General features: G+C 72.4%; 14 protein-coding genes. 11 read left to right on the top strand and 3 right to left on the bottom strand.

Going from position 1 to position 20281, the window contains the following annotated elements:
* Window positions 1-59: 59 nt before the first annotated feature.
* Together OG254_RS31660 and OG254_RS31655 are read left to right on the top strand one after the other, a co-directional pair.
* Window positions 60-884 carry a Scr1 family TA system antitoxin-like transcriptional regulator gene (locus tag OG254_RS31660; protein ID WP_405588466.1) on the top strand — a complete coding sequence of 275 codons (825 nt, stop codon included), beginning with the start codon at window positions 60-62 and terminating at the stop codon, window positions 882-884.
* Window positions 881-1120 (top strand): DUF397 domain-containing protein, encoded by a 240-nt coding sequence (locus OG254_RS31655; RefSeq protein ID WP_405588464.1) that lies wholly within the window; start codon window positions 881-883, stop codon window positions 1118-1120. The genes OG254_RS31660 and OG254_RS31655 overlap by 4 nt, the downstream gene beginning before the upstream one ends.
* Here OG254_RS31655 and OG254_RS31650 read toward each other — a convergent pair.
* Window positions 1117-1941 (bottom strand): oxidoreductase, encoded by an 825-nt coding sequence (locus OG254_RS31650; RefSeq protein ID WP_405588462.1) that lies wholly within the window; start codon window positions 1939-1941, stop codon window positions 1117-1119. The genes OG254_RS31655 and OG254_RS31650 overlap by 4 nt on opposite strands.
* 85 nt (window positions 1942-2026) lie before the next feature.
* On the opposite strand from OG254_RS31650, the gene OG254_RS31645 reads away from it, so the two are divergent.
* A complete protein-coding gene (locus tag OG254_RS31645) occupies window positions 2027-2932 on the top strand; it encodes a LysR family transcriptional regulator (RefSeq protein WP_405588459.1) in 906 nt (301 codons plus the stop codon).
* Between the two features lie 28 nt (window positions 2933-2960).
* Here the strand turns inward: OG254_RS31645 and OG254_RS31640 are convergent, their stop codons facing one another.
* Window positions 2961-5141 carry a DEAD/DEAH box helicase gene (locus OG254_RS31640; protein WP_405588456.1) on the bottom strand — a complete coding sequence of 727 codons (2181 nt, stop codon included), beginning with the start codon at window positions 5139-5141 and terminating at the stop codon, window positions 2961-2963.
* 167 nt (window positions 5142-5308) lie between these two features.
* On the opposite strand from OG254_RS31640, the gene OG254_RS31635 reads away from it, so the two are divergent.
* The 7 genes from OG254_RS31635 (at window position 5309) to OG254_RS31605 (ending at window position 17404) form a co-directional block, all read left to right on the top strand.
* Complete coding sequence (locus tag OG254_RS31635) at window positions 5309-8932, top strand: DUF4132 domain-containing protein (protein WP_405588453.1); 3624 nt, start codon at window positions 5309-5311, stop codon at window positions 8930-8932.
* Window positions 8929-10011, top strand: coding sequence for an AAA family ATPase (locus tag OG254_RS31630; RefSeq protein ID WP_405588450.1), 1083 nt, complete (start codon window positions 8929-8931; stop codon window positions 10009-10011). Before OG254_RS31635 ends, OG254_RS31630 begins: the two co-directional genes overlap by 4 nt.
* Before the next feature lie 29 nt (window positions 10012-10040).
* A complete protein-coding gene (locus OG254_RS31625; protein ID WP_405588447.1) occupies window positions 10041-12380 on the top strand; it encodes a DUF5682 family protein in 2340 nt (779 codons plus the stop codon).
* On the top strand, window positions 12377-13561 hold the full coding sequence (locus OG254_RS31620; RefSeq protein WP_405588444.1) for a VWA domain-containing protein: 1185 nt from the start codon (window positions 12377-12379) through the stop codon (window positions 13559-13561). Before OG254_RS31625 ends, OG254_RS31620 begins: the two co-directional genes overlap by 4 nt.
* Complete coding sequence (locus tag OG254_RS31615; RefSeq protein WP_405588442.1) at window positions 13558-15627, top strand: hypothetical protein; 2070 nt, start codon at window positions 13558-13560, stop codon at window positions 15625-15627. The genes OG254_RS31620 and OG254_RS31615 overlap by 4 nt, the downstream gene beginning before the upstream one ends.
* 80 nt (window positions 15628-15707) lie before the next feature.
* Window positions 15708-16580 (top strand): hypothetical protein, encoded by an 873-nt coding sequence (locus tag OG254_RS31610; RefSeq protein WP_405588440.1) that lies wholly within the window; start codon window positions 15708-15710, stop codon window positions 16578-16580.
* Between the two features lie 71 nt (window positions 16581-16651).
* A complete protein-coding gene (locus tag OG254_RS31605) occupies window positions 16652-17404 on the top strand; it encodes a hypothetical protein (protein ID WP_405588437.1) in 753 nt (250 codons plus the stop codon).
* 24 nt (window positions 17405-17428) lie between these two features.
* Here the strand turns inward: OG254_RS31605 and OG254_RS31600 are convergent, their stop codons facing one another.
* On the bottom strand, window positions 17429-18868 hold the full coding sequence (locus OG254_RS31600) for an ATP-binding protein (RefSeq protein ID WP_405588434.1): 1440 nt from the start codon (window positions 18866-18868) through the stop codon (window positions 17429-17431).
* 637 nt (window positions 18869-19505) lie between these two features.
* Here OG254_RS31600 and OG254_RS31595 point away from each other — a divergent pair.
* Window positions 19506-20102, top strand: coding sequence for a YybH family protein (locus tag OG254_RS31595; protein WP_405588432.1), 597 nt, complete (start codon window positions 19506-19508; stop codon window positions 20100-20102).
* Window positions 20103-20281 lie beyond the last annotated feature (179 nt).

The raw sequence follows: 20281 nt of genomic DNA, 5'->3' as shown, positions 1-20281 counted from the left end.
CCGGATTTGTACGGGTCCGCACCGGGTCGGGGCCGGTGTGTGTGGGGAGTTAGCCGAGCATGAACTCCAAGAAGACGCGGAAGAAGAACGTCTCGTCCATGCGGATGCTGGGCGCTCAGATGCAGACGGCGAGGAAGGCAGCGGGGCTCACGCAGCGGGCCCTCGCCGCGGAGGTCCTCGTGGACGAGGAGACGATCGCGTCGATCGAGCAGGGTCGTCGGACGTTGCTGCCGGACATGGCGGAGGTGCTGGATCGGCTTCTGGACACCAAGGGCACATTGGTGGCCGGGGTCGAGAACCTGCCGGAGATCGATCAGTTTCCGCTGTTCGCGGAGCAGTACATGGTGCATGAGCGCGAGGCCATCGCCATCTCCTGGTACGAGGGCCTCGTTCTGCCCGGCCTGCTGCAGACCCGGGACTACGCCCGTGCCGTCCTGTCCGAGCGGGTACCGGCGTACGACGAGGACGAGATCGCGGTCATGACCGAGGCGCGCATCGAGCGCCAGGAGATCCTTCAGCGCAAGGGCGCACCCACGATGAGCTTCATCGTGTGGGAGCCGGTCCTGCACCTCGGCATCGGAGGCCCCAAGGGCCGTCGCGATCAGCTCTGCCATCTCCGCGCGTGCGCGGAACTTCCGGGCCTCGCCCTGCAGTTCCTGCCGGTGAAGACCCCGACGCACGCCGGTCTCGCCGGCCCCTTCATCCTCCTGGAGACACCGGACCACCAGCACTTGGCCTACACCGAGAGCCAGCGCGGCAGCCAGTGGGTCTCCGCCCCGAATGAGGTGTCCATCCTCGCGCGCAAGTATGCGATGCTGCGATCACAGGCCCTGACACCTCAAGAGTCCAAAGGCCTGCTCGATCGCCTGCTAGGAGACAAATGAGCACTGCACTTGAGTGGTTCAAGTCGACCTACAGCGGCAGCGAGGGTGGCGCGTGCCTCGAAGTCGCCTACACCTGGCGGAAGTCCAGCTACAGCAGCGACGAAGGCGGCGCCTGCCTCGAAGTCGCCCTCTCCCCCGGCACCATCCACATCCGCGACTCCAAGAACATCCCGGAGACCGGCCCCACCCTCCGGGTAAGCCCCGCCGCCTGGTCGGCGTTCACCGCAGCTCGCTAAAAGGCCGTCGCCCGCGTCCGCTTCTCCCAGGCGGCGACATCCGCGCGGACCTGGTCGAGGTGACCGAGCACCGCGTCGACCCCGTCGTCGCCCAGCGGCAGCCGCAGTGGGGTCTGTTCGGCCTCCAGCGCGGCCAGGATCAGGGCCGCCGCCTTCGCCGGGTCGCCGGCCTGCGTGCCGTCGCCGCCGGAGACGAAGCCTCGGGTCTGGCTCACCTTGGGGTACAGGCCGCTGTCCGTGCTGGTGCCGGCCCGCCCGGTCTTGAACAGCGCCGTACGGAACGAGCCCGGCTCCACGATCAGCACCTTGATGCCGAACTCGGCGACCTCGTCCGCGAGCCCCTCGGACAGCCCCTCCAGCGCGAACTTGGTTCCGCTGTACGCCGAGAAGCCCGCGAAGGACATCTGGCCGCCCATGCTGCTCATCTGCACGATCGCCCCGGAGCGCCGCTCACGCATGTGCGGCAGCACGGCGCGGGTCAGGGCGACCGGCCCGAAGACATGCACGTCGAACAGCTCGCGCAACTCCTGCTCGGTGGTCTCCTCGAAGGCGCCCACGTGCGTGCGGCCCGCGTTGTTGACCAGGACGTCGATCCGACCGTGCCGGGCGATCACATCCTGTACGGCGGCCTGAGCGGCCCCCGTGTCGCCGACGTCCAGGCGCAGCGCCTCCACCTGGTCGGGGTGCGCGGCCACGAGATCGGCCAGCCCCTCGGGCCGCCGTACCGCACCCACCACCACATCGCCGTCGGCGAGGGCGGCCTCCGCGAGGGCACGCCCGAAACCGCTGCTCGCCCCCGTGATCAGCCACACCTTGTTCATGACAGCTCCTCTGTTGCCGTGATGTAGACCAGCCTGCTGCGGAATGGCGTTGCCCGTCCAAGACCCACGCTGATAACCGATGGTTATGACCATGGACGTTCATGTACGGGACCTGCGCTACTTCGTCGCGGTGGCCGAGGAGCTGCATTTCACCCGCGCGGCCGAGCGGCTGTACGTCTCCCAGCCCGCGCTCAGCAAGCAGGTGCGGGCGCTGGAGCGGCAGCTGGGCGTGGAGCTGTTCCGCCGCGATCCGCAGGGCGTGACGCTCACCGGGGCGGGCGAGGCGCTGCTGCCGCACGCCCGGCGGGTGCTGGACGCCTGGTCGCAGGGGTCGGCGGCGTTGGAGGCCGCCCGGGCGGCGGCGCGCGGCACGCTGGTGGTGGGGATGAGCACCAGCCCGGGGCGGGGTGGCCTGCTGCCCGCGATCCGTTCACGCTTCACGGCCGGCCACCCGGACACCGTCCTGCTGCTGCGGCAGGTGAGCTGGGCGGACGCCACCGCCGGGCTGGCGGACGGTGACGCCGACGTCGCCTTCGTCTGGCTGCCGCTGCCGGACGCCGACCGTTACGACTGGACGGTGATCGCGCGGGAGTCCCGGCTGGTCGCCCTCCCGGAGACCCACCGCCTCGCCTCGCGGCCGGAGATCGACTTCACGGACCTGATGGACGAGCCGTTCCTCGCGCTGCCGGCGAGCGCGGGGCCGTTGCGCGACCACTGGCTGGCCCTGGAGGAGCGGGCCGGGCGCCCACCGCGCATCGGGGCGGAGATCGCGAGCACGGAGGAGACGTACGAGGCGCTGGTCGCGGGGCTGGGGGTCTGCCTGGTGGCCACGGGCAACGCTCCGTTGATCAGCCTGGGTGGCGTGGTGACGCGTCCGGTGCGCGGGCTGTCGCCGAGCCGGTACGCACTGGCGTGGCGCCGGGAGGACGCCGGGCGACCCCTCGTACGGGCGTATGCGGAGGTCTGCCGGCGAGTGGCGGGAGGGGAGTGAGACGTAGGGCCGTATGGCCGCTTGTCGTTCACGCCCGTTCGGTCACGGGCTCGGCCGGGGTCGTGCCCAGCCGTGCCTGTTCCTCCTCGACGATGTGGCGGGCCAGGGCGATGTCCGAGATGTCGACGGCGTCCGGGGTCGCCTCGGCGACCGCGCTGCGGCGGGCGTAGGCGTCGAACAGGCGGGACTTGTTCGCCAGCATCCGCACCAGCCGTTCGTCCACTCCGCCCGTGCACAGCAGGCGGTGCACCTGGACCGAGCGGACCTGGCCCATGCGGTGGGCGCGGGCGACCGCCTGGTGTTCGACGGTGGGCTTGAGCTGGGGCTCGCAGAGGATGACGACGGAGGCGGCCTGCATGTTGAGGCCCACGCCGCCGGCCTCGATCTGCGCGAGCAGGACCGCGTGGCCGGGCGCGGCCGCGAACTCGTCGACGAGCTGCTGCCGGCGGGCGGGCGGCACGCTGCCGGAGATCGGGCCGAAGACCTGGCGCTCGTTCGACTTGGCTGCGAGCGCGCTCTGCGTCACTCCGAGGACGTCGCGGAAGGCCGAGAACACCACGACCTTGAGCCCGTTCTCGGCGGCCTCCGCGGCGATCTCGCGCAGCCGGTCCAGCTTCGCCGACCGCTCCGGACGCGCGTACGCCGCCCTGCGCATGGCCATGAAGTTGCCGGCGCGCACCGCCTCGCGGTACGCCTCCTCGTCCTGCGCGCTGGGCTCCTCCCACTCGTCCGTGTGCTGGAGCGCGGGGAGTTCGGTGAGGACGTCCTGCTGGTTGCGGCGCAGATAGACCGGGGCGACCGCCTTGCGGAACGCCTTGGAGCCCGCCACGCCGTCGTGGTCGTCGACGCTCTCGGCCAGCTCGGGCTGGAGGATCCGCACCAGGCTGCGGAACTCCTCGACTCGGTTCTCCATGGGCGTACCGCTCAGGAACAGCACGCGGTCGCAGCGCTCCGCCCACTCGGAGACGGCCATCGAGCGGCGGGTCCGGGGGTTCTTCACGAAGTGCGCCTCGTCGACGACGAGCATGCCCAGCTCGCCGCCCCCGGGCACCGGGAAGCCGCGCAGGGCGTCGAAGGTGGTGACGGCGACGCCGCCCCGCCCCTTCCAGTCGGCGAACGCGTCCTGCCGGTCGGGGCCGTGCAGCGGGGTCACGCGCAGTGCGCTGCGCTTGTCGATCTCGCGGGTCCAGTTGATGAGCACGCTGGCCGGGCAGACGACCAGGAAGTGGCTCTCGCCCTCGCCGGCGAGGTGCGCGAGCGCGGCGATGGCCTGGATCGTCTTGCCGAGACCCATCTCGTCGCCGAGGATCACCCGGCGCTGGGCGAGGGCGAAACGGGTGCCGAAGGCCTGGTAGCCGCGCAGGGAGACCCGGCGGTGCGTGTCGTCCAGCGGCTGGGTCCTGACCCGCTCGGCCACCTCGTCCGGCAGGAACCCCTCGGCCGCCGCCGGGTCGGGAGCGCGGCCCGAGAGCTCGGCGAGCAGGCCGTAGTACTCGGCGGAGCGGAGCTCGAAGTCGACCAGGGCGGCCACGTCGGACTCCGGTCGGCGCAACAGGTCGACCGAGGCCTGGGCGAGCAGTTGTGGCACCTCGTCCTGGTCGGCCTGCTCGGTCAGGGTGCGGACCTCGGCCAGGGCCGCCAGCGCGCGTTCCCGTCCGGCCCGGCCCGCGAGCAGCATGCGCAGCCGCCCGGCCGTGGGCGCCGCGTCGGCCAGCGGCGGTCCGAGCCGCCTGGCGAGCGTGCCGGCCGTGCCGACGGCCCGGCGTGCCTCGGGGCCCGCCTCCACCAGGACGTTGAGTGCGACGACCAGTGCGGTGGTGCGGGGCTCCGGCCGGTCCACGTCGATGTGTACGGCGATGGTGTCGCGTACGGCGTCGGCGATCCGCCGGGCGGCGGCCACCGTCTGGTCGGCCGTCTGCCGTCCGACGCCGGGCAGTTGCCGCAACCGGTACGGACCGGCGTCCAGGACCTGTCCGACCGTACGGAAGCCGCCCTTCTCCACCTCGCCCAGGCGCAGCCTGCCTTCGGTGAGGTCCTTCAGACGGGCCACCGGGATGCCGTCCAACTCGCGGCGGGCCAGGTCGTCATGGATCGGTTCGAGGGCCGCGTGCACGGCCTCGACGGCCCGCGCGTGATCGTCGACGACGGCCTGCGCCGCCTCGAACAGCCGCCTCCCCCTGGCCACCGCCTCCCGCTCACTCCGCCCCATAGCGCCCCGCCCCTCTCGCCCCTCCTGTCGCGTCCCCGCATCCTGCCACCCCTGGGGACGGGGGGTGTCGCCACCCGCACGTGGCTTCGTTGTCAGTGGCCCCCTCTACTGTTGCGGCCAGTTGATCGAGCGATCACCGGCCGGGGGGTCGGCGAAGGGGAGGGGCCGTGCGGCGCTGGGAGTTTGTCGGGGACGGGTCGGCGAAGTTCTGGGAGGCGGAGGCCGAGGGGGCCACTGTCACCGTGCGCTACGGACGGGTCGGCGCGGAGGGTCGTACGCAGCTGAAGGAGCTGGACTCGGCCGAGGCGGCCGAACTCCATCTGGCGAAGGTGATCGCGGAGAAGGAGCGCAAGGGGTATCGGGAGGTCTCGGTCGAGGTCGCGGCCGAGGTCGAGGTCGCGGCGCCGGTCGGCGGCGGGGTTTCGGCCTCGGCGCAGGCTGTGGAGTCGGCGCCCGCCTCGTCGGACGAGGTCGTCCTGCCCGATGAGGAGACCTTCGAAGTGCCGGCCGCCTGGCGGCGGTTGGTCCACCCGCGGAGGGGCGGGATCGTGCGTGGCCCTGCCGCGCCGCGCAAGGACGCCGCGGAGCGGGTGGCCGGGCGGCTGAAGGAGGAGGCGGACTGGATCGAGCAGATGCTCTCCTCCTCGCTGAGCGACGCCCGGATCGTCGACGCGGCCCGCGCGCATCTGAGCGGGAGCCCCAGTCCGCTCGGCGCGGCCGCCCTGGCCGCGCTGACCGTGCACTACCAACTCCCCAGCGGGGTCTTCGTCGACACCTGGGTCGAGGACCACGGCCTGGCCTTCGCCGCTCGTGCGGTCGTGGAGTACTTCGACATCGAGGCCTACTGGCAGCAGTACGGCATGAACCGGCAGGATCCCCGGCTGCGCTTCCGGCCCGTCGGCGGCTATGTCGACGGCCAGTGGGCGCGCCCCCACTTCGCGGACCGGATGCGGGCCCTGCTCGCCGCGGCCGACGAGGACTCGTACGGGGCGGCCGTCGCCGCGCTCGCGCAGTGCCGGGACGCGGAGCGTCGTCGCATCGTCGTGTCCTATCTGGTGCCCGGCGAGCGGGAGTGGGTCGCCGAGTGCTGCACGGGCGAGGTCGTCGACGACCCGCTGCTCCGGGAGATGCTGCTGTGCTCGATCGGCTCCCCGGACCAGCTCGGCCACTTCGGCGGCCGGCTGCATCTGCACTGGGGCGGCTGGTCGATGGCGTTCGTCGCCACGCTCGCCGAGGGCGTCGGCACCGCGTTCGCGCCGATGCTGGAGGAGGGGCTGGACGTCGCGTACGGCTCCGACCGGACCAAGGCCCTCGCCGGTGCTCTGGTCGAGTTCCCCTCGGACGACGCCTTCGGCATCCTTCTCGCCCGCGTCGAGGACAAGCACGTCCGCCCGCATCTGCTGGAGGCGATGCGGCGTTACCCGGTCCGCGCCCTGCGCCTGCTGGCCAAGGCGGCGCTCGGCTCCGCCAAGTACGCGTCGATGGCGCAGCAGTTGCTGGCCGCGCACGTCCATGCGCACCGGAAGCTGACGGCCGCCGTGCTGCCCGACCTGCCCGCGGCCGTCGCCGACCTCGTCGAACCGATGCTGACCAGCAGTGACCGAGTGGCCGACGCCCCGCCGCAGGCGCTGCCCGCGCTGCTGGTCAGCCCGCCGTGGGCGGGGAAGCGTACGGCCCGCAAGGCGCGCGTGGCGGACGAGACGCCGATCGTCCCGCAGGCCCGGGTCGCCTGGCTGCCGGGTGAGCAGGAGGACTGGGCCGGCACCAAGTGGTGGTACGCCGAGTGGCGCAAGGACTACACCTGGGCCAAGGAGATCGAAGCCCTCCAGCGGGGCGAGCAGTTGAAGGACGTCCGGGACGTCCAGCTGTTCATCGACAGGCCCGAGGACGTCGTACGACCGCTGCTGGCCGTCTGTGCCCCCAAGGACTACTGGGACGGTGAGCCCCCTCTCAAGCGGGTCGCGGCCAAGCACGAGATGCACGCCCTGCCGTTGCTGCTGCACGCCGCCGCCCGGCATCCCTCCACCCTGGGGGTGCCGGTCCTGCCGTATCTGAGTGTCGAGGTCGCCGCGCTGGTGTGCGACTGGCTGGCCCGCCTCAAGTCGGCCGACGCGACGGCCCGCGCGTGGCTGGTGCGGCACGGTCTGGCCGCCGTCCCGTTCCTCGTCCCGCACGCGGTGGGCAAGCCCGGCACCGTGCGCCGGGGCGCCGAACAGGCGCTGCGGCTGGTGGCGGACGCCCGGGGCGGCGAGGCGGTGCTGAAGGCCGTCGCCGAGTGCGGGCCGGAGGCCGCGGTCATCGTCGAGGAGCTGCTGGCCGCCGACCCGCTGGAGAGCACGCTTCCGGCGCGTATGCCGGCCGTGGGTGCCTGGGCCGACCCCGCGCTGTTGCCGCAGATCCTGCTGAAGGAGGGCGGTGCGCTGCCCGCCGACGCGGTGCACCACGCCCTGACCGTGCTGGCGGTGTCCAAGCCCGGCGAGGTCTACCCCGGCCTCGACGTGCTGACCGAGCACTGCACCGCCGACTCCCTCGCCGCCTTCGCCTGGGGCGTGTTCGAGCAGTGGCGGCTCGCCGGAATGCCCCCGAAGGAGAGCTGGGCGCTGCACGCGCTGGGCTGGCTCGGGGACGACGAGATCGTGCGCCGCCTCACGCCCGTGCTGCGCGCGTGGCCCGGCGAGGGGGCGCACCACCGGGCCGTCGAGGGGCTGAACGTCCTCGCGACCATCGGCACCGACGTGGCGCTGCTGCATCTGCACGGCATCGCCCAGCGCGTGCCGTTCAAGGCCCTGAAGGTCCGCGCCCAGGAGAAGATCGCCGAGGTCGCCGAGGGTCTGGGCCTGACGGCCGAGCAGCTGGGCGACCGGCTCGTCCCGGACTTCGGGCTCGACGCCGACGGCAGCACGGTCATCGACTACGGCACCCGGCAGTTCACGGTCGGCTTCGACGAGCAGCTGCGCCCGTACGTGCGCGACGCCGACGGCAAGCCCCGCAAGGCCCTGCCCGCGCCCGCCGCCAAGGACGACCCCGAGCTCGCGCCGGCCGAGCGCAAGCGGTTCGCCGCGCTGAAGAAGGACGTCCGTACCATCGCCGCCGATCAGGTGCGGCGGCTGGAGGCGGCGATGGTCGGCGGGCGGGCCTGGTCGGCCGCGGAGTTCCAGGAGCTGTTCGTGGCGCACCCGCTGCTGTGGCACCTGGTCCGGCGGCTGGTCTGGCTGAGCGAGGCGGACGGCGCGGTGACGGCGTTCCGGGTGGCGGAGGACCGTACGTTCGCCGACGTCGGCGACGACGAGCTGACGCTGCCCGAAGAGGCGAGCGTCCGTCTGGCGCATCCGCTGCACCTGGGTGAGGACCTCGGCGCCTGGTCGGAGCTGTTCGCCGACTACGAGATCCTGCAGCCCTTCCCGCAGTTGGGCCGGGCCGTGCACGCGCTCACCGAGGAGGAGGCCGCGAGCCACCGGCTGGCCCGCTTCGAGCAGGCGACCGTGCCGGTCGGCAAGCTGCTCGGGCTCACCAAGCGCGGCTGGGAGCGGGGCGAGCCGCAGGACGCGGGCGTGGAGCGCTGGTTCTCCCGGCGGATAGACGACCGCCGGTACCTGGTGATCGAACTCGATCCGGGAATCGCGGTGGGCATGGTCGAGGAGCTCGGCGACCAGGTCTTCGAGGCCATCTGGCTCGACAACAGCCCCGGAGACCACTATCCGAGGCGGGACTATCCGCTGCGCTTCGCCGGGCTCGACCCGGTCATCGCCTCCGAGATCCTGGCCGACCTCACCGAGGTGACCTCGAAGTGACCGTCGCCGAGGAGCAGTTGCAGCGCCCGCCCGCCGAGGTCCGCTACGCCGACGAGCTCGCCGCCCTGCGCGCGGCCGACGGCGACCCGCGCCCGCCGGGCTGGCAGCTCAGCCTGCGCGCCGCGCGCCGCTTCATCGTCGGCGACGAGCGGGCAGGCGTCAGCCGCAAGTTCGTCGGCAACGTCTCCCTGGTGGAGCGGTCCCTGGTCACCCTGGCCACCAACCGCGGCCTGATGCTGGTGGGAGAACCGGGCACGGCGAAGTCGCTGCTGTCCGAGCTGATCGCGGCGGCCGTCAGCGGCACCTCCGCGCTCACCGTGCAGGGCGGCGCGGCGACCACCGAGGACCAGATCAAGTACTCGTGGAACTACGCCCTGCTGGTCTCCGAGGGCCCCTCGCCGCGCTCGCTCGTCCCCGCGCCCATGCTGCGCGGCATGGCCGAGGGGTGCGTCGTGCGCTTCGAGGAGATCACGCGCTGCCCGCTGGAGGTGCAGGACTGCCTGCTGTCGCTGCTGTCCGACCGGGTCATCGCCATCCCCGAACTGGACGGGCCGCAGGGCATGGTCTTCGCCCGGCAGGGCTTCAACGTCATCGCCACCGCCAACACCCGCGACCGCGGCGTCAACGAGATGAGCGCCGCGCTCAAGCGCCGCTTCAACTTCGAGACCGTCTTCCCCATCCCCGACTTCGACACCGAGCTCGCCCTCGTCGAGGCCGAGGCCACGGCGCTGCTGCGGCAGTCCGGGGTGGAGGCGGCGCCGCGCCGGGACGTGCTGGAGGTCCTGGTGGGCACCTTCCGCGAACTGCGGGGCCCGGCCGAGCGCGGCGAGCGGATGTCGACGGTGATGAGCACCGCCGAGGCCGTGTCCGTCGCCCACGCGGTGGGGGTACGCGGCTGGTTCCTGCGCGGCGAGGCGGGCAGCGCGGCCGACGTCGTGGCGAGCCTCGCGGGTACGGCCGCGAAGGACAGCCCGGAGGACCTCGCCCGGCTGCGGCGGTTCCTGGAGCAGGAGGTCTCTCGCCGCAAGGGCGGGCAGTGGCAGGCGTTGCACGACGCGCGGCATTTGCTGGCGGACTGATGCCGGGGACTTCGAGGACCTTGGACGCGATGCCGCCCGCCGTCGGCCGCGCCGTCTTCCTCGGCGTACGGCACCACTCGCCCGCGTGCGCCCGGCTGGTCGGCCGGGCGATCGAGGAACTGCGGCCCGCGTATGTCCTGGTGGAGGGCCCGGCCGACATGAACGACCGGCTGGGCGAGCTGCTGCTCGGGCACCGGCTGCCGGTCGCGGTGTTCAGCCACTACCGGGACGAGACGCGCGTCGCGACCTCGTGGGCCCCGCTGTGCGACTACTCCCCGGAGTGGGTCGCGCTGCGGGACGGCCATGCCTCGGGCGCCGAGGTCCGCTTCATCGACCTGCCCGCCTGGCACCCGGCGTTCGCCGAACGCGCCGACCGGCAGACCAACCGCTACGCCGACGCCGAGGCGAGGTACGCGGAGGCGACGGAGCGGCTGTGCGCGCACTTCGCCGTGGACTCGGTGGACGCGCTGTGGGACGGGTTGTTCGAGGTCACCGAACCGGACGACGACGGCCTGCAGTCACGCCTGGACGCCTACTTCGAGCTGGTGCGTGGGGACGCCGAGGCGGACCTTGGGGACCGTGCGCGCGAGGAGTACATGGCGTCCTGGGTGCGCGCCGCCGTGGCCCGCGCCGGGGAGCGGACCGTGCTGGTGGTGACGGGCGGCTTCCACCAACCGGCCTTGCGCGCACTGTCATACCTGGACGACGGCCAGGGCGATGCCGTGTCCGACTGGCCGGAGATCCCCGCCCCACCCCCCGGCGCCCTCGGCGGCAGCTTCCTCGTGCCGTACTCCTTCCGGCAGTTGGACGCGTTCGCCGGGTACCAGTCAGGCATGCCGTCGCCCGGCTACTACCAGCAGCTCTGGGAATCCGGGCCGCAGGCCGCCGCGCAGGGACTGTTGCGTTCCGTCGCCGAGCGGCTTCGGGCCCGCAGGATCCCGGTGTCCACGGCCGACCTGATCGCCGCGCGCGGTCTGACCCAGGGGCTCACGCTCATGCGCGGGCACGCGCACGAGACCAGGGTGGACGTCCTGGACGGCCTCGCCGGGGCGCTGATCAGCGACGATCTGGATCGGCCGCTGCCCTGGACCGGGCGGGGCACGCTCAGTGCCGGCACTCATCCCGTCGTCGTGGAGATGGTCGCCGCCTGCGCCGGTGAGAGCGAGGGCCGGCTGCACCCCGACACCCCCCTGCCCCCGCTCGTGCACGACGTGGCCGAGCAGCTCGCCCGGCTGGGGCTGGCCGACCCCGCCCCGGAGGGACCGTTCACCGTCGACCTCACCGACGCGGCCGGCCTGACGCGCAGCCAGGTCCTGCATCGCCTGCATGTGCTGGGCATCCCCGGGTTCACCCGGGTCTCCGGCCCGGCCGACGGCTCCGACCCGGTGTTCACCGAGCGCTGGGAGCCCGGCCGGGCCGGTGGGCGCGAGGCGGCGCTCATCGAGGCGGGGGCGTACGGGGCCCGGCTGGACGAGGCGGCGTCGGTGGTGCTCGGTCAGCGGGCGCGGGCGTCGGGCACGCAGGCCGGGCAGCTCGCCGGGCTGCTGTTCGACGCGGTGCTGTGCGGCGTCGGGCCCCTCTGCGACGAACTGCTGGAGGCACTCGCCGCCCAGGTCGGCCAGGTCCCGGAACTCGGCCCGCTGGGCGAGGTGTTGACGGCGGCGCTGGGGCTGTGGCGGCACGACCGGGTGTTCGGCGTGGCCCGCGGCCGACTGCTGGGCAGCGTCGTCGCGGGCGCCGCCGACCGGGTGTTCTGGCTGGCCGAGGGGCTGCACGGCGGCACCGGCGTGGACTTCGCCCGCCTGCGCGCACTGGCCGCCGCGCGGGACGCGCTGCTGCACGCGCCGGAGCTGCTGTCGGTCACCCGGGAGGCCGCCGCCGAGGCCGCCGCACGCATCGGCCGCGACCCGCGCGCCCCCGCCGACCTGCGCGGCGCCGCCGTAGGTCTGCGCTGGGCGCTGGGCGTGCCCGACGACCCCGCGACGGCCGTACAGGCCCTCGCGTCCCGCGCCGCCGACACCCTCGGCGACTGGCTCGCCGGCCTGTTCGCGCTGGCCCGCGAGGAGGTCACCGCCGGTGCGACGGGCGACGGGGAGCCCTTGATCGACGTACTGGACGGCATCGTCTCCGCGTTGACCGAGGACGACTTCCTCACCGGCCTGCCCGCGCTGCGTCAGGCCTTCGCCTTCTTCCCGCCCCGCGAGCGCGAACGCATCGCGCAGCGCCTGCTCGAGCGACGCGGCAAGCACGGCTCGGCCCGTTCCCTGCTGCGCACGACCGCCGACCCGTTGCTGCTCGCCCGCGCCCGAGCCCTGGAGGAGAACGTGGCCCGACTGCTCGACCGACACGGCCTGGGGGCGGCGCGATGAACACCCCGGCATCCGGGCCGACACCGGCGTCACCGGACCCCTCCCTGGAGCGCTGGCGCCTCATCCTCGGCTCCCCCGCCGAGCGCTGCACCGGCCCCCTCGCCGCCTCCGCCGCCGCCCGTGACGCCGCGCTCGACTGGCTCTACGGCCGTGACGAGGACCTGCGCCGCCGCGGGGTGCGCCGGGGCGGGTCGGCCGACTCCCGCGTGGGCGGCAGCGGCCCCTCCCAGCTCACCGCGATCGACTGGCTCGACGACATCCACCGGCTGTTCCCCAAGGAGACGGTGGAGCGGCTGGAGCGGGACGCCGTCGAGAGTTACGGGATCGACGAGATCGTCACCGACCCGGACGTCCTCGCCCGCGTCGAACCCAGCCAGACCCTCCTGCGCGCCGTGCTGCGCACCAAGCACCTGATGAACCCTCAAGTGCTCGCCGCCGCACGGCGGATCGTCGAGACCGTCGTCCGGCAGCTGATGGAGCGGCTGCAACCGGAGGTGCGGCGTGCCTTCACCGGCTCCCGTTCCCGCCGCCCCAGCCGGCTGCCGCTGGGCCGCGACTTCGACTTCCGGACCACGATCCGCGCCAACCTCGCCCACTACCAGCCCGAGGAACGCCGCATCCTCATCCAGCGCCCGCACTTCCACTCGCGCACCCGCCGCCACCTGGAGCAGTGGCAACTCGTGCTGCTGGTGGACCAGTCGGGCTCCATGGCCGGCTCGGTGATCCACTCCGCCGTCACGGCCGCCTGTCTGTGGAGCCTGCCGGGCCTGAAGACACACCTGGTCGCCTTCGACACCGAGGTGGTCGACCTGACCTCCCAAGTGACCGATCCTGTGGAGCTGTTGATGGGCGTCCAACTCGGCGGCGGCACCGACATCGCCCGTGCCGTCGACTACGGCGCTTCGCTGGTCGACAACCCCAGGCGCACGATCGTCGCCCTGATCTCCGACTTCTACGAGGGCGGCGACCCGTACCGGCTGGTGCGCACCGTGCGCCACCTGGTCGAGCAGGGCACGACCGTGCTGTGTCTGGCCGCCCTCGACGAGGACGCCGATCCCGTCTACGACCGTGCCCTGGCCGGGCGGCTGGCGCAGGTGGGCGCCCCGGTGGGCGCGATGACGCCGGGCAGTCTCGCCGAGTTCGTCGCCGAGAAGGTCGGCCGGGGAGGGCAGGGACGGTGACCGTACGTGCCGATCTGCTGGCCCTGACGCCCGAGACGCTGGCCTCCCTCGCCAACAAGGGCCTGGTCAAGCGCGCCGAGAAGGACCTCACGGCGGGTTCCGGCCCACAGGTGACGGTCGCCGACGACGGCACCGTACGCGGCCGCTTCCCGGACGGGACGGATACGGCCCTCCCGCCGGGCCTCGGCCTGGACGCGGCGGACTGCGGCTGCGGCGCCAAGGGCGTGTGCCGGCACCGCATCGGCCTGGTGCTCGCCTACCAACGCGGCGCCACCGGCGACCGGGGCGCCGGGCCGGACACGGGGCAGCACGCCGAGGCGGATGACACGCCGGTCGCCAAGGACACCCACGTCGACTGGTCGCCGGCCGAGTTCGACGACGACGCGCTGGCCGCGGCGCTGGGCCGCCCGGCCCTGGTCGCGGCCCGCCGGGTCAGGGACCGCGGCTACGTCGCCCGGCTGCACTTCCCCACCGCCGACGCCCCGGAGCCCCGCGTCGAACTGCCCACCTGCACCGTCCGTTTCCCGGTCCCGCACGAGCTGGGCTACGCCCTCACCGACGCGTCGGCCGCATTGCGCGGCGAGGTCGTGGTGCTGGCGGTGTGGGCGTTCCGAGCCGCGGACGACCGGCCGAGGGAACCCGCGGACGACCACCCAAGCGGGCCCCGGCCCGCCACGGAGGTGAGCGTCGGCGGCCGTACCGCCACCAATGAGCGCTCCGGCGAAGCCCTGCGCACCGCCCTCGCGCTCGCCGACGACCTGCTCCTGGACGGCGTACAGCAGGCGGGGCCGGTGTTCGCCGGGTCGCTCGTGCGGGCCCAGGAGTCGCTGACCGCCGCCAGTCTGCACTGGCCCGCCGGGGCGGTGGCCGAGCTGCGCGAGCAGATCGACGCGTACGCCGCGCGCGGCACCCACTACGAGGCGGAGCGGTTCGCCGCGCTGCTGGCCGAGCTCCACGCCCGCCGCCGCGCCGCGGCCCACGACCCGGTAGGGGTGCTGGGCACCAAGGAGGCGCCTCAGACTCCGTTGCGCCGGGTGCGGCTGGTGGCGCTCGGCTGCCGGGTCGCGGGCACGGCGGGCGAGCGCGGCGCCGAGACGTACTTCGCCCACGCCGAGGCCGGAATCGCGCTGGTGCTGCGCAAGCGCTGGGACCTGACGGAGGGCCAGTCCCTCACCGGACACGAGCTGTCCGCCCGCCGCGTGCTCGGCTCCCCGCTGCGCACCCTCGCCACGGCGAACGTCGTCAGCGAGCACACTTCACGCGCCGCCGACCGGACCGTCTCCATCTCCCGGGGCCGTATCGCCGCCACCAGCGTCACCCCGCTCGGCTCCGCCTGGCGGGATCTGCCCGGCAGCCTGCTGGTCCGGGACGCCGCCGCCCATCTGCGGGCGTCGGGCGAGCGGCCGCCCCGGCTGATCCGCCCGCGCGTCGCGGCGGAGGCGGTGCGGGTGGTGGAGGTGGCGGCCGTGGAGTCGGTCGGCTACGACCCCGCCGCGCAGCACCTGGAAGCAGTCGTCCGCGATCCTGCGGGCAACGACGTCCTGGTCAGCGCCGCGTACAACCCCCTGTGCCCCGGCGGTCTCGACGCGCTCGCCGCCGCGCTCGGCGAGGAAGAGGTGCATTTCGTCAGCGGCATGCTGCACCGCGCCCACGGCCGGATCGTGCTGGACCCGCTGGCCGTACTGACCTCCCGGGGCGTCATCGTCCCCGACCTCGCCCCGGGCGACGGCGACACCACGCTCACCGTGGCCGAGCCCCGCCGGGCCGACCCGATCACCACGGCCCTCGCCTCGGCTCTCACCGCCCTCGCCCAAGCAGCCCACCAGGGCCTGCGTCATCTGTCCGCCCCGGCCCGCACCCGCCTCGCCGACAGCGCGGCGACACTGCAACGCACCGGCCTGCACACCGCGGCCCGCCTCGTCCGCGACCTCGACACCGCCCTCCAGCGCGACGGGGCGACGGCGGCCGTCCCGGCATGGGTGGACGCGCAGATCCACTTGACGGTGAGCCTGGACCTGCACGCGGAGGGAGCCGACGAGCCCACGAACCGGAGCTCGCATCGATGAATCGACATCCACACGCGGCAGTTCGCCACCCGGGGCGTCACCCTGGAAGGGAACCGATGTGTGAGAACGGAGGGACGACCATGCCCGATGGCCTGCCGACCGATGCCCTTGCGGGTGACTCCTTGAAGGGCCTGCGGATCGGGGTCTCGGTCGGGACGAGCGCGGATCTGGACCGACTGGGCCTGGCCGAGACCGAGTTCCGCTCGGTCCTCGGTGAACTCGTGGGCCTCGTCGTCGCGGCGGGCGGCACGCCGGTGTACGGAGGCAGCCTGCGCCAGGACGGCTACACCCCCTTCCTGATCGAGCGGATGCGGGAGTACGCGCCGCCCTCCCGCCCCCTGCTCAACACCCTCGCCTGGACCGAGCACCGCAAGCTGCCCCTGTCGGAACTCGCCGACCAGCGGCAGCGGTTCGGCCGCTACGCCGAGATCGTCTTCCTGAGCGTCGACGGCGAGCCGGTCGACCCCGCCGAGGGCCGGGGCGAGGACCCCGTGCCCGAGTCCGACCCAGGGACCACGCGGCGCGCGCTCACCGGCATGCGCCGCTACCTGATGCGCCAGGTCGACGCGCACCTGATCCTCGGCGGCAGGCGCGGCGGCTTCCTGGGAACGCTGCCCGGACTCCTGGAGGAAGCGCTGCTGGCCCTGGAGGCGGACCTCCCCGTCTACCTGGCCGCCGGCTACGGAGGGGTGACCGCCGAGATCGCGAAGGCGCTGGGCGTCCCCGGCGCACCCGAGGTCCCCGAGCCGTCGGACGCCACTCCCCCTGACCCGCGCCTCCTCAACGGCCTCGACCGGCTACGGCAGTTCACCGACGCGCCCGGCTGGACGGGCCTGCGCAACGGCCTGACCGCCGAGGAGAACCAGTGGCTGGCCGGCTCCCGGTCCCCCCGGGAAATCGCCGGCCTGGCGAGTCGCGGTCTGGCGCAGCTGGGACTGCGCCGGAGCACCTGACCAGGTAGATTCCCCATCAGTACGGATGAACTGTCCGTGGGGCGCTGTGAGTTGGGGAAGGGGCGCGAGAGGTGACGGTACGTGGGAGGTGGACCGTCGCTGCGGCGGGCCGTACGGCCGGGCGGGCGGTGCTGGCCGCTGCGGTGGGCGGCGTCGTCGGTGTCGCCGCGTACTCGATCAGCCAGACGGGAGGCCAGCTGCTCTCCGTCGTGGTCGGCGGCGTGGTCGGCATCGCCCTGGTGCTCGGCGCCGATGTCTACCGCAGGTCGGTCCAGCTGACCGAGGTGCGGCTCGTCTTACCCGGCAGCGAGATGACGTTCAGGACGACCACGGACATGCGGCAGGCGGCGCTGCGCATGTTCTTCCAGGCCGCGACGCGCGTGGCGACGCGTCCGCTGGAGGACGGAAGCGGCAATCTGCGCGAGACCCTCACGTCCCTCAAGACGCTGTTCGACATGTACCGCGAGCCCCTGGAGTCCGAGGGCTCCCCGCCTCCGCCCACCCAGGGCGACTCCGTCCACGAACTCGTCCTGGACATCCTCAACTTCGAGCTGGCGCCGTTCCTCGCCACCTGGCATCCCCGGCTGCGCGCCTTCGAGGAGGCCCACCCCGACGAGGACGAGACGGCCTGGCCCGACAACGCGGAGTTCCGCCGGGCCCTGCGCGAACTCCAGCACAGTCTGCGCCCGTACATCATCGGCCTCGGCGAGATCGCGGGCCTCCGCGACCCCGAACGCCACCTCCGCAGATCCGCCTGGCACACCGCCCAGCACCCCGACGGCGTCCCCGAGCAGAACACGGCGCAACGCTCCACACCGGCCTGACGAAGCGTTACGCCGGCGTCGCGGCTACCGGGGCTGCCAGGCCCGTACGAGGTCCTCCGGTCCCCAGTGCGCGGTCAGCGGCAGATCGTCGGCCACCCCGCAGCGGGAGACCGCGACCAGCGGAGTGCCCGGGCCGGTACCGGGGACGGCGAGCATGTCGCGCACCAGGGCGTCGTACTCATGACGGCCGAAGGGCTGGGTCTCCCGCCACTTGACCGAGCCGACGAAGTGCACCTGCCGGGCCACCGGCTCGCGGTCCGCACCGATGAGGTCGATCTCGGGGTTGTTCTGACGGTTCCACCACCCGCCGACGGCCTCGGTCTCGGGCCACTCGTCACCGGGCATCAGACGCAGCAGGGACTCGCGGATCAGTGGCTCGACCGCCCGCCCGCGCCAAGTGGTCCACGACCGCTCGATGCGTTCGAGTGCCAGGTCACCGCGGCCACGCTCGATGAGCGGGATCGCGCGTGCCAGGAAGGCCAGCCAGAACCGCAGATACGGGTCCGCGATCCGGTAGCGCTTGTTCTTGCTGTCCGGCTTGGTGGACAGGGGGAGATCGGCGGCCAGGACCCGCTTGGCCTGCAGCGCGGCCAGCAGCGGGGAGAGCGTGCCGGACGGCAGCGCGCCGGCGCCGCCGGCCCGGGTCGCGATCGCGCTGAAGGTGCGTTCACCGCTGCCGACCGCTTCCAGTACGGCCCGTGAGTGCGAGGCCTCCGGGAATTCGCCGAGCAGGGACAGTTCGCCGGCCACCAGCAGGGGCGAGAGCGGATGGGCGACCGAGGCCTCCAGGAATGCCGTACGTCCCATACCGGGCCGCCATGACTGCACGATCTCGGGGAATCCGCCGGTGATCAACTGGGCGTCGACGGCTCCGGCCGCGTCGAGTTCAGTCATGGCCTGCACATCGGCCAGATTGAGGGGACGGACGGTCATCTTCGCTGCCCGGCCGAAGAACGGGCGCCCGTACGACTGAAGCGCCTCCATCACCGACGTATCGCTGCCGACCAGTAGCAGAAGCACGGGCTTGGAGGACAGGTGGCGGTCCCAGACGGTTTGGAGTGCGCCCTCGAATTCGGTGTCCTGCTCGACCAGCCAGGGCACCTCGTCGATCACCGCGATGCTGGGTGAGTCATCGGGGACGGCGAGCGCCAGCGAGCGCAGGGCCTGGTTCCAGTCCTGCGCCTGGAGGCCGGCGACCAGCTCCGCCCCCGGCAGCGGCGACTGCGCGAGGGTCGCGGCGAATTCGGCGCGCTCCGTCACGGGGTTGCGCCCCCGGGTGGCCTGGAACACCACATACGGCGCTTCGGTGCGGTCGCAGAACTCCTGGACCAGCCGCGACTTCCCCACGCGACGCCGGCCCGTCATGATCACGGCCCGCCCGCGAGTGGCCCCGGTCCCCTCTGCCACCGCCCGGTACTGCTCGGCCAGCAGCTCAAGATCTCCGGCCCGGCCTCGGAACTCCACGACGCACCCCCAGGGTGAGTAACGTAGATGGATTATTACGTAGATTGAATCTTACTTTAGCTCACGCCCCATCGAGCACCTGCACCCTCGGTCAACCCTGGAGTGTTGGCGGGCGGCGGGGACCCGAGTGGCCCGGCGCTCCTCGGCCAGGCGTCCGCAGTTCCGTGCGCCCGGAGTGCCCCCGTCCACTCTTCCCCGGCCCTCGCGACCTCGACGCCCGCCCGCCTTTGCCGCGCCGCCAAAACCTTCATGATCACAGCCACCATTGTTCGGTGGAATTCGCGCCACTACCAGCCCGAACGCGTCAGTGATCAAGAAATACAGCTCCGCATTGGTTTACGACTGAACGGTCGGAGAATCAAACACCGGCACCGACTGCATTTATGTCGCTTGACAGGGGCCAGTTTCGGACTGTTATATGACTGCCATCAAGGGGACAGGATGGCAAACGGGGGATCAATAGGACCGCGCTCGCCAGCAGACGGAATTCGGGATTCCGTCGGGGAGCGGGCGACCCGGGAGACCAAACCCGCCAGGAGACGGAATTCTGTATTCCGTTGAAGAGCGGGCCCGGGGGTCCGACGCCGCGGACGCGTTGCATTTACCTCGTTGCCATCTCCAGTATGGGGGAGATGTCATGAGGAGAATCAAGCGCGCGCTGCCGATCGTCGGCATATCGATGGTGCTGACAGCCGGGAGCTTCGTCGGCGCGTCAGCCATTTCCGCCCAGGCCAAGACGGCGAGTGCAGCGCCGGCCGCGCACACATCGACCACGACCACGACCGCGGCGGATGCCGGCGGAACGCGCGCACCCAAGACCCCTGCCGAGTTGCTGCAGCTCCTGGGCGAGAGGATTGTGGCCAAGGACGTCGACGGAATCATCGCTCTCCATGAGCCCGAAGCGGCGATTGTCAATTACGACGGATCGATCATCAGAGGCCACAAGGACATCCGGGCGTTCTACCTCGACTGGTTCAAGTCGGATCCGGTACTCAAGGTCAACCCCCTCCAAACCGTGATGGCGGGAGGGAAGCGCGCAGGTGACAAGGTCCGTAACCGCACCGCGGCCATAATGGGCAAATATACGCTGGAGCAGACGGCGCCGGATGGCACCCGCGAGAGCTTCAGCGGGAATTTCTGCGACACCGTGCAAGAGCAGCCGAATGGTACGTGGCTGTACGTCCAGGACAACCCGTACCCGCCGCACGGCGACGCACCGTCGGCCCACCACTGATCGGCGAGCCGGCTCCACACGTGTGAGTTCAATCCGCCGTACCCAAGATCAAGCATTTCGGGGCAACCCCTGCCGCCTTATTGGACCCGCCTCAATGGACTTCTCTATTAGCCATTGACGGCAGGCCATCGGTCAATGCACGGATAGCGAGTTGCCGACATGTTCGAGGTCTGGAGAAA

Origin of the sequence: Streptomyces sp. NBC_01092, assembly GCF_045039535.1 — a bacterium.
In the GTDB taxonomy this organism is placed as follows: Bacteria; Actinomycetota; Actinomycetes; order Streptomycetales; family Streptomycetaceae; genus Streptomyces.
This window is presented reverse-complemented; position numbering and strand designations above follow the sequence as displayed.

Excerpts from the sequence above, each read along its gene's own strand:
- OG254_RS31595 (WP_405588432.1), top strand. The coding sequence starts at position 19,506 with ATGAGGAGAATCAAGCGCGCGCTGCCGATCGTCGGCATATCGATGGTG.
- OG254_RS31650 (WP_405588462.1), bottom strand. The coding sequence starts at position 1,941 with ATGAACAAGGTGTGGCTGATCACGGGGGCGAGCAGCGGTTTCGGGCGT.
- OG254_RS31655 (WP_405588464.1), top strand. The coding sequence starts at position 881 with ATGAGCACTGCACTTGAGTGGTTCAAGTCGACCTACAGCGGCAGCGAG.
- OG254_RS31610 (WP_405588440.1), top strand. The coding sequence starts at position 15,708 with ATGCCCGATGGCCTGCCGACCGATGCCCTTGCGGGTGACTCCTTGAAG.
- OG254_RS31645 (WP_405588459.1), top strand. The coding sequence starts at position 2,027 with ATGACCATGGACGTTCATGTACGGGACCTGCGCTACTTCGTCGCGGTG.
- OG254_RS31640 (WP_405588456.1), bottom strand. The coding sequence starts at position 5,141 with ATGGGGCGGAGTGAGCGGGAGGCGGTGGCCAGGGGGAGGCGGCTGTTC.
- OG254_RS31625 (WP_405588447.1), top strand. The coding sequence starts at position 10,041 with ATGCCGCCCGCCGTCGGCCGCGCCGTCTTCCTCGGCGTACGGCACCAC.
- OG254_RS31660 (WP_405588466.1), top strand. The coding sequence starts at position 60 with ATGAACTCCAAGAAGACGCGGAAGAAGAACGTCTCGTCCATGCGGATG.
- OG254_RS31620 (WP_405588444.1), top strand. The coding sequence starts at position 12,377 with ATGAACACCCCGGCATCCGGGCCGACACCGGCGTCACCGGACCCCTCC.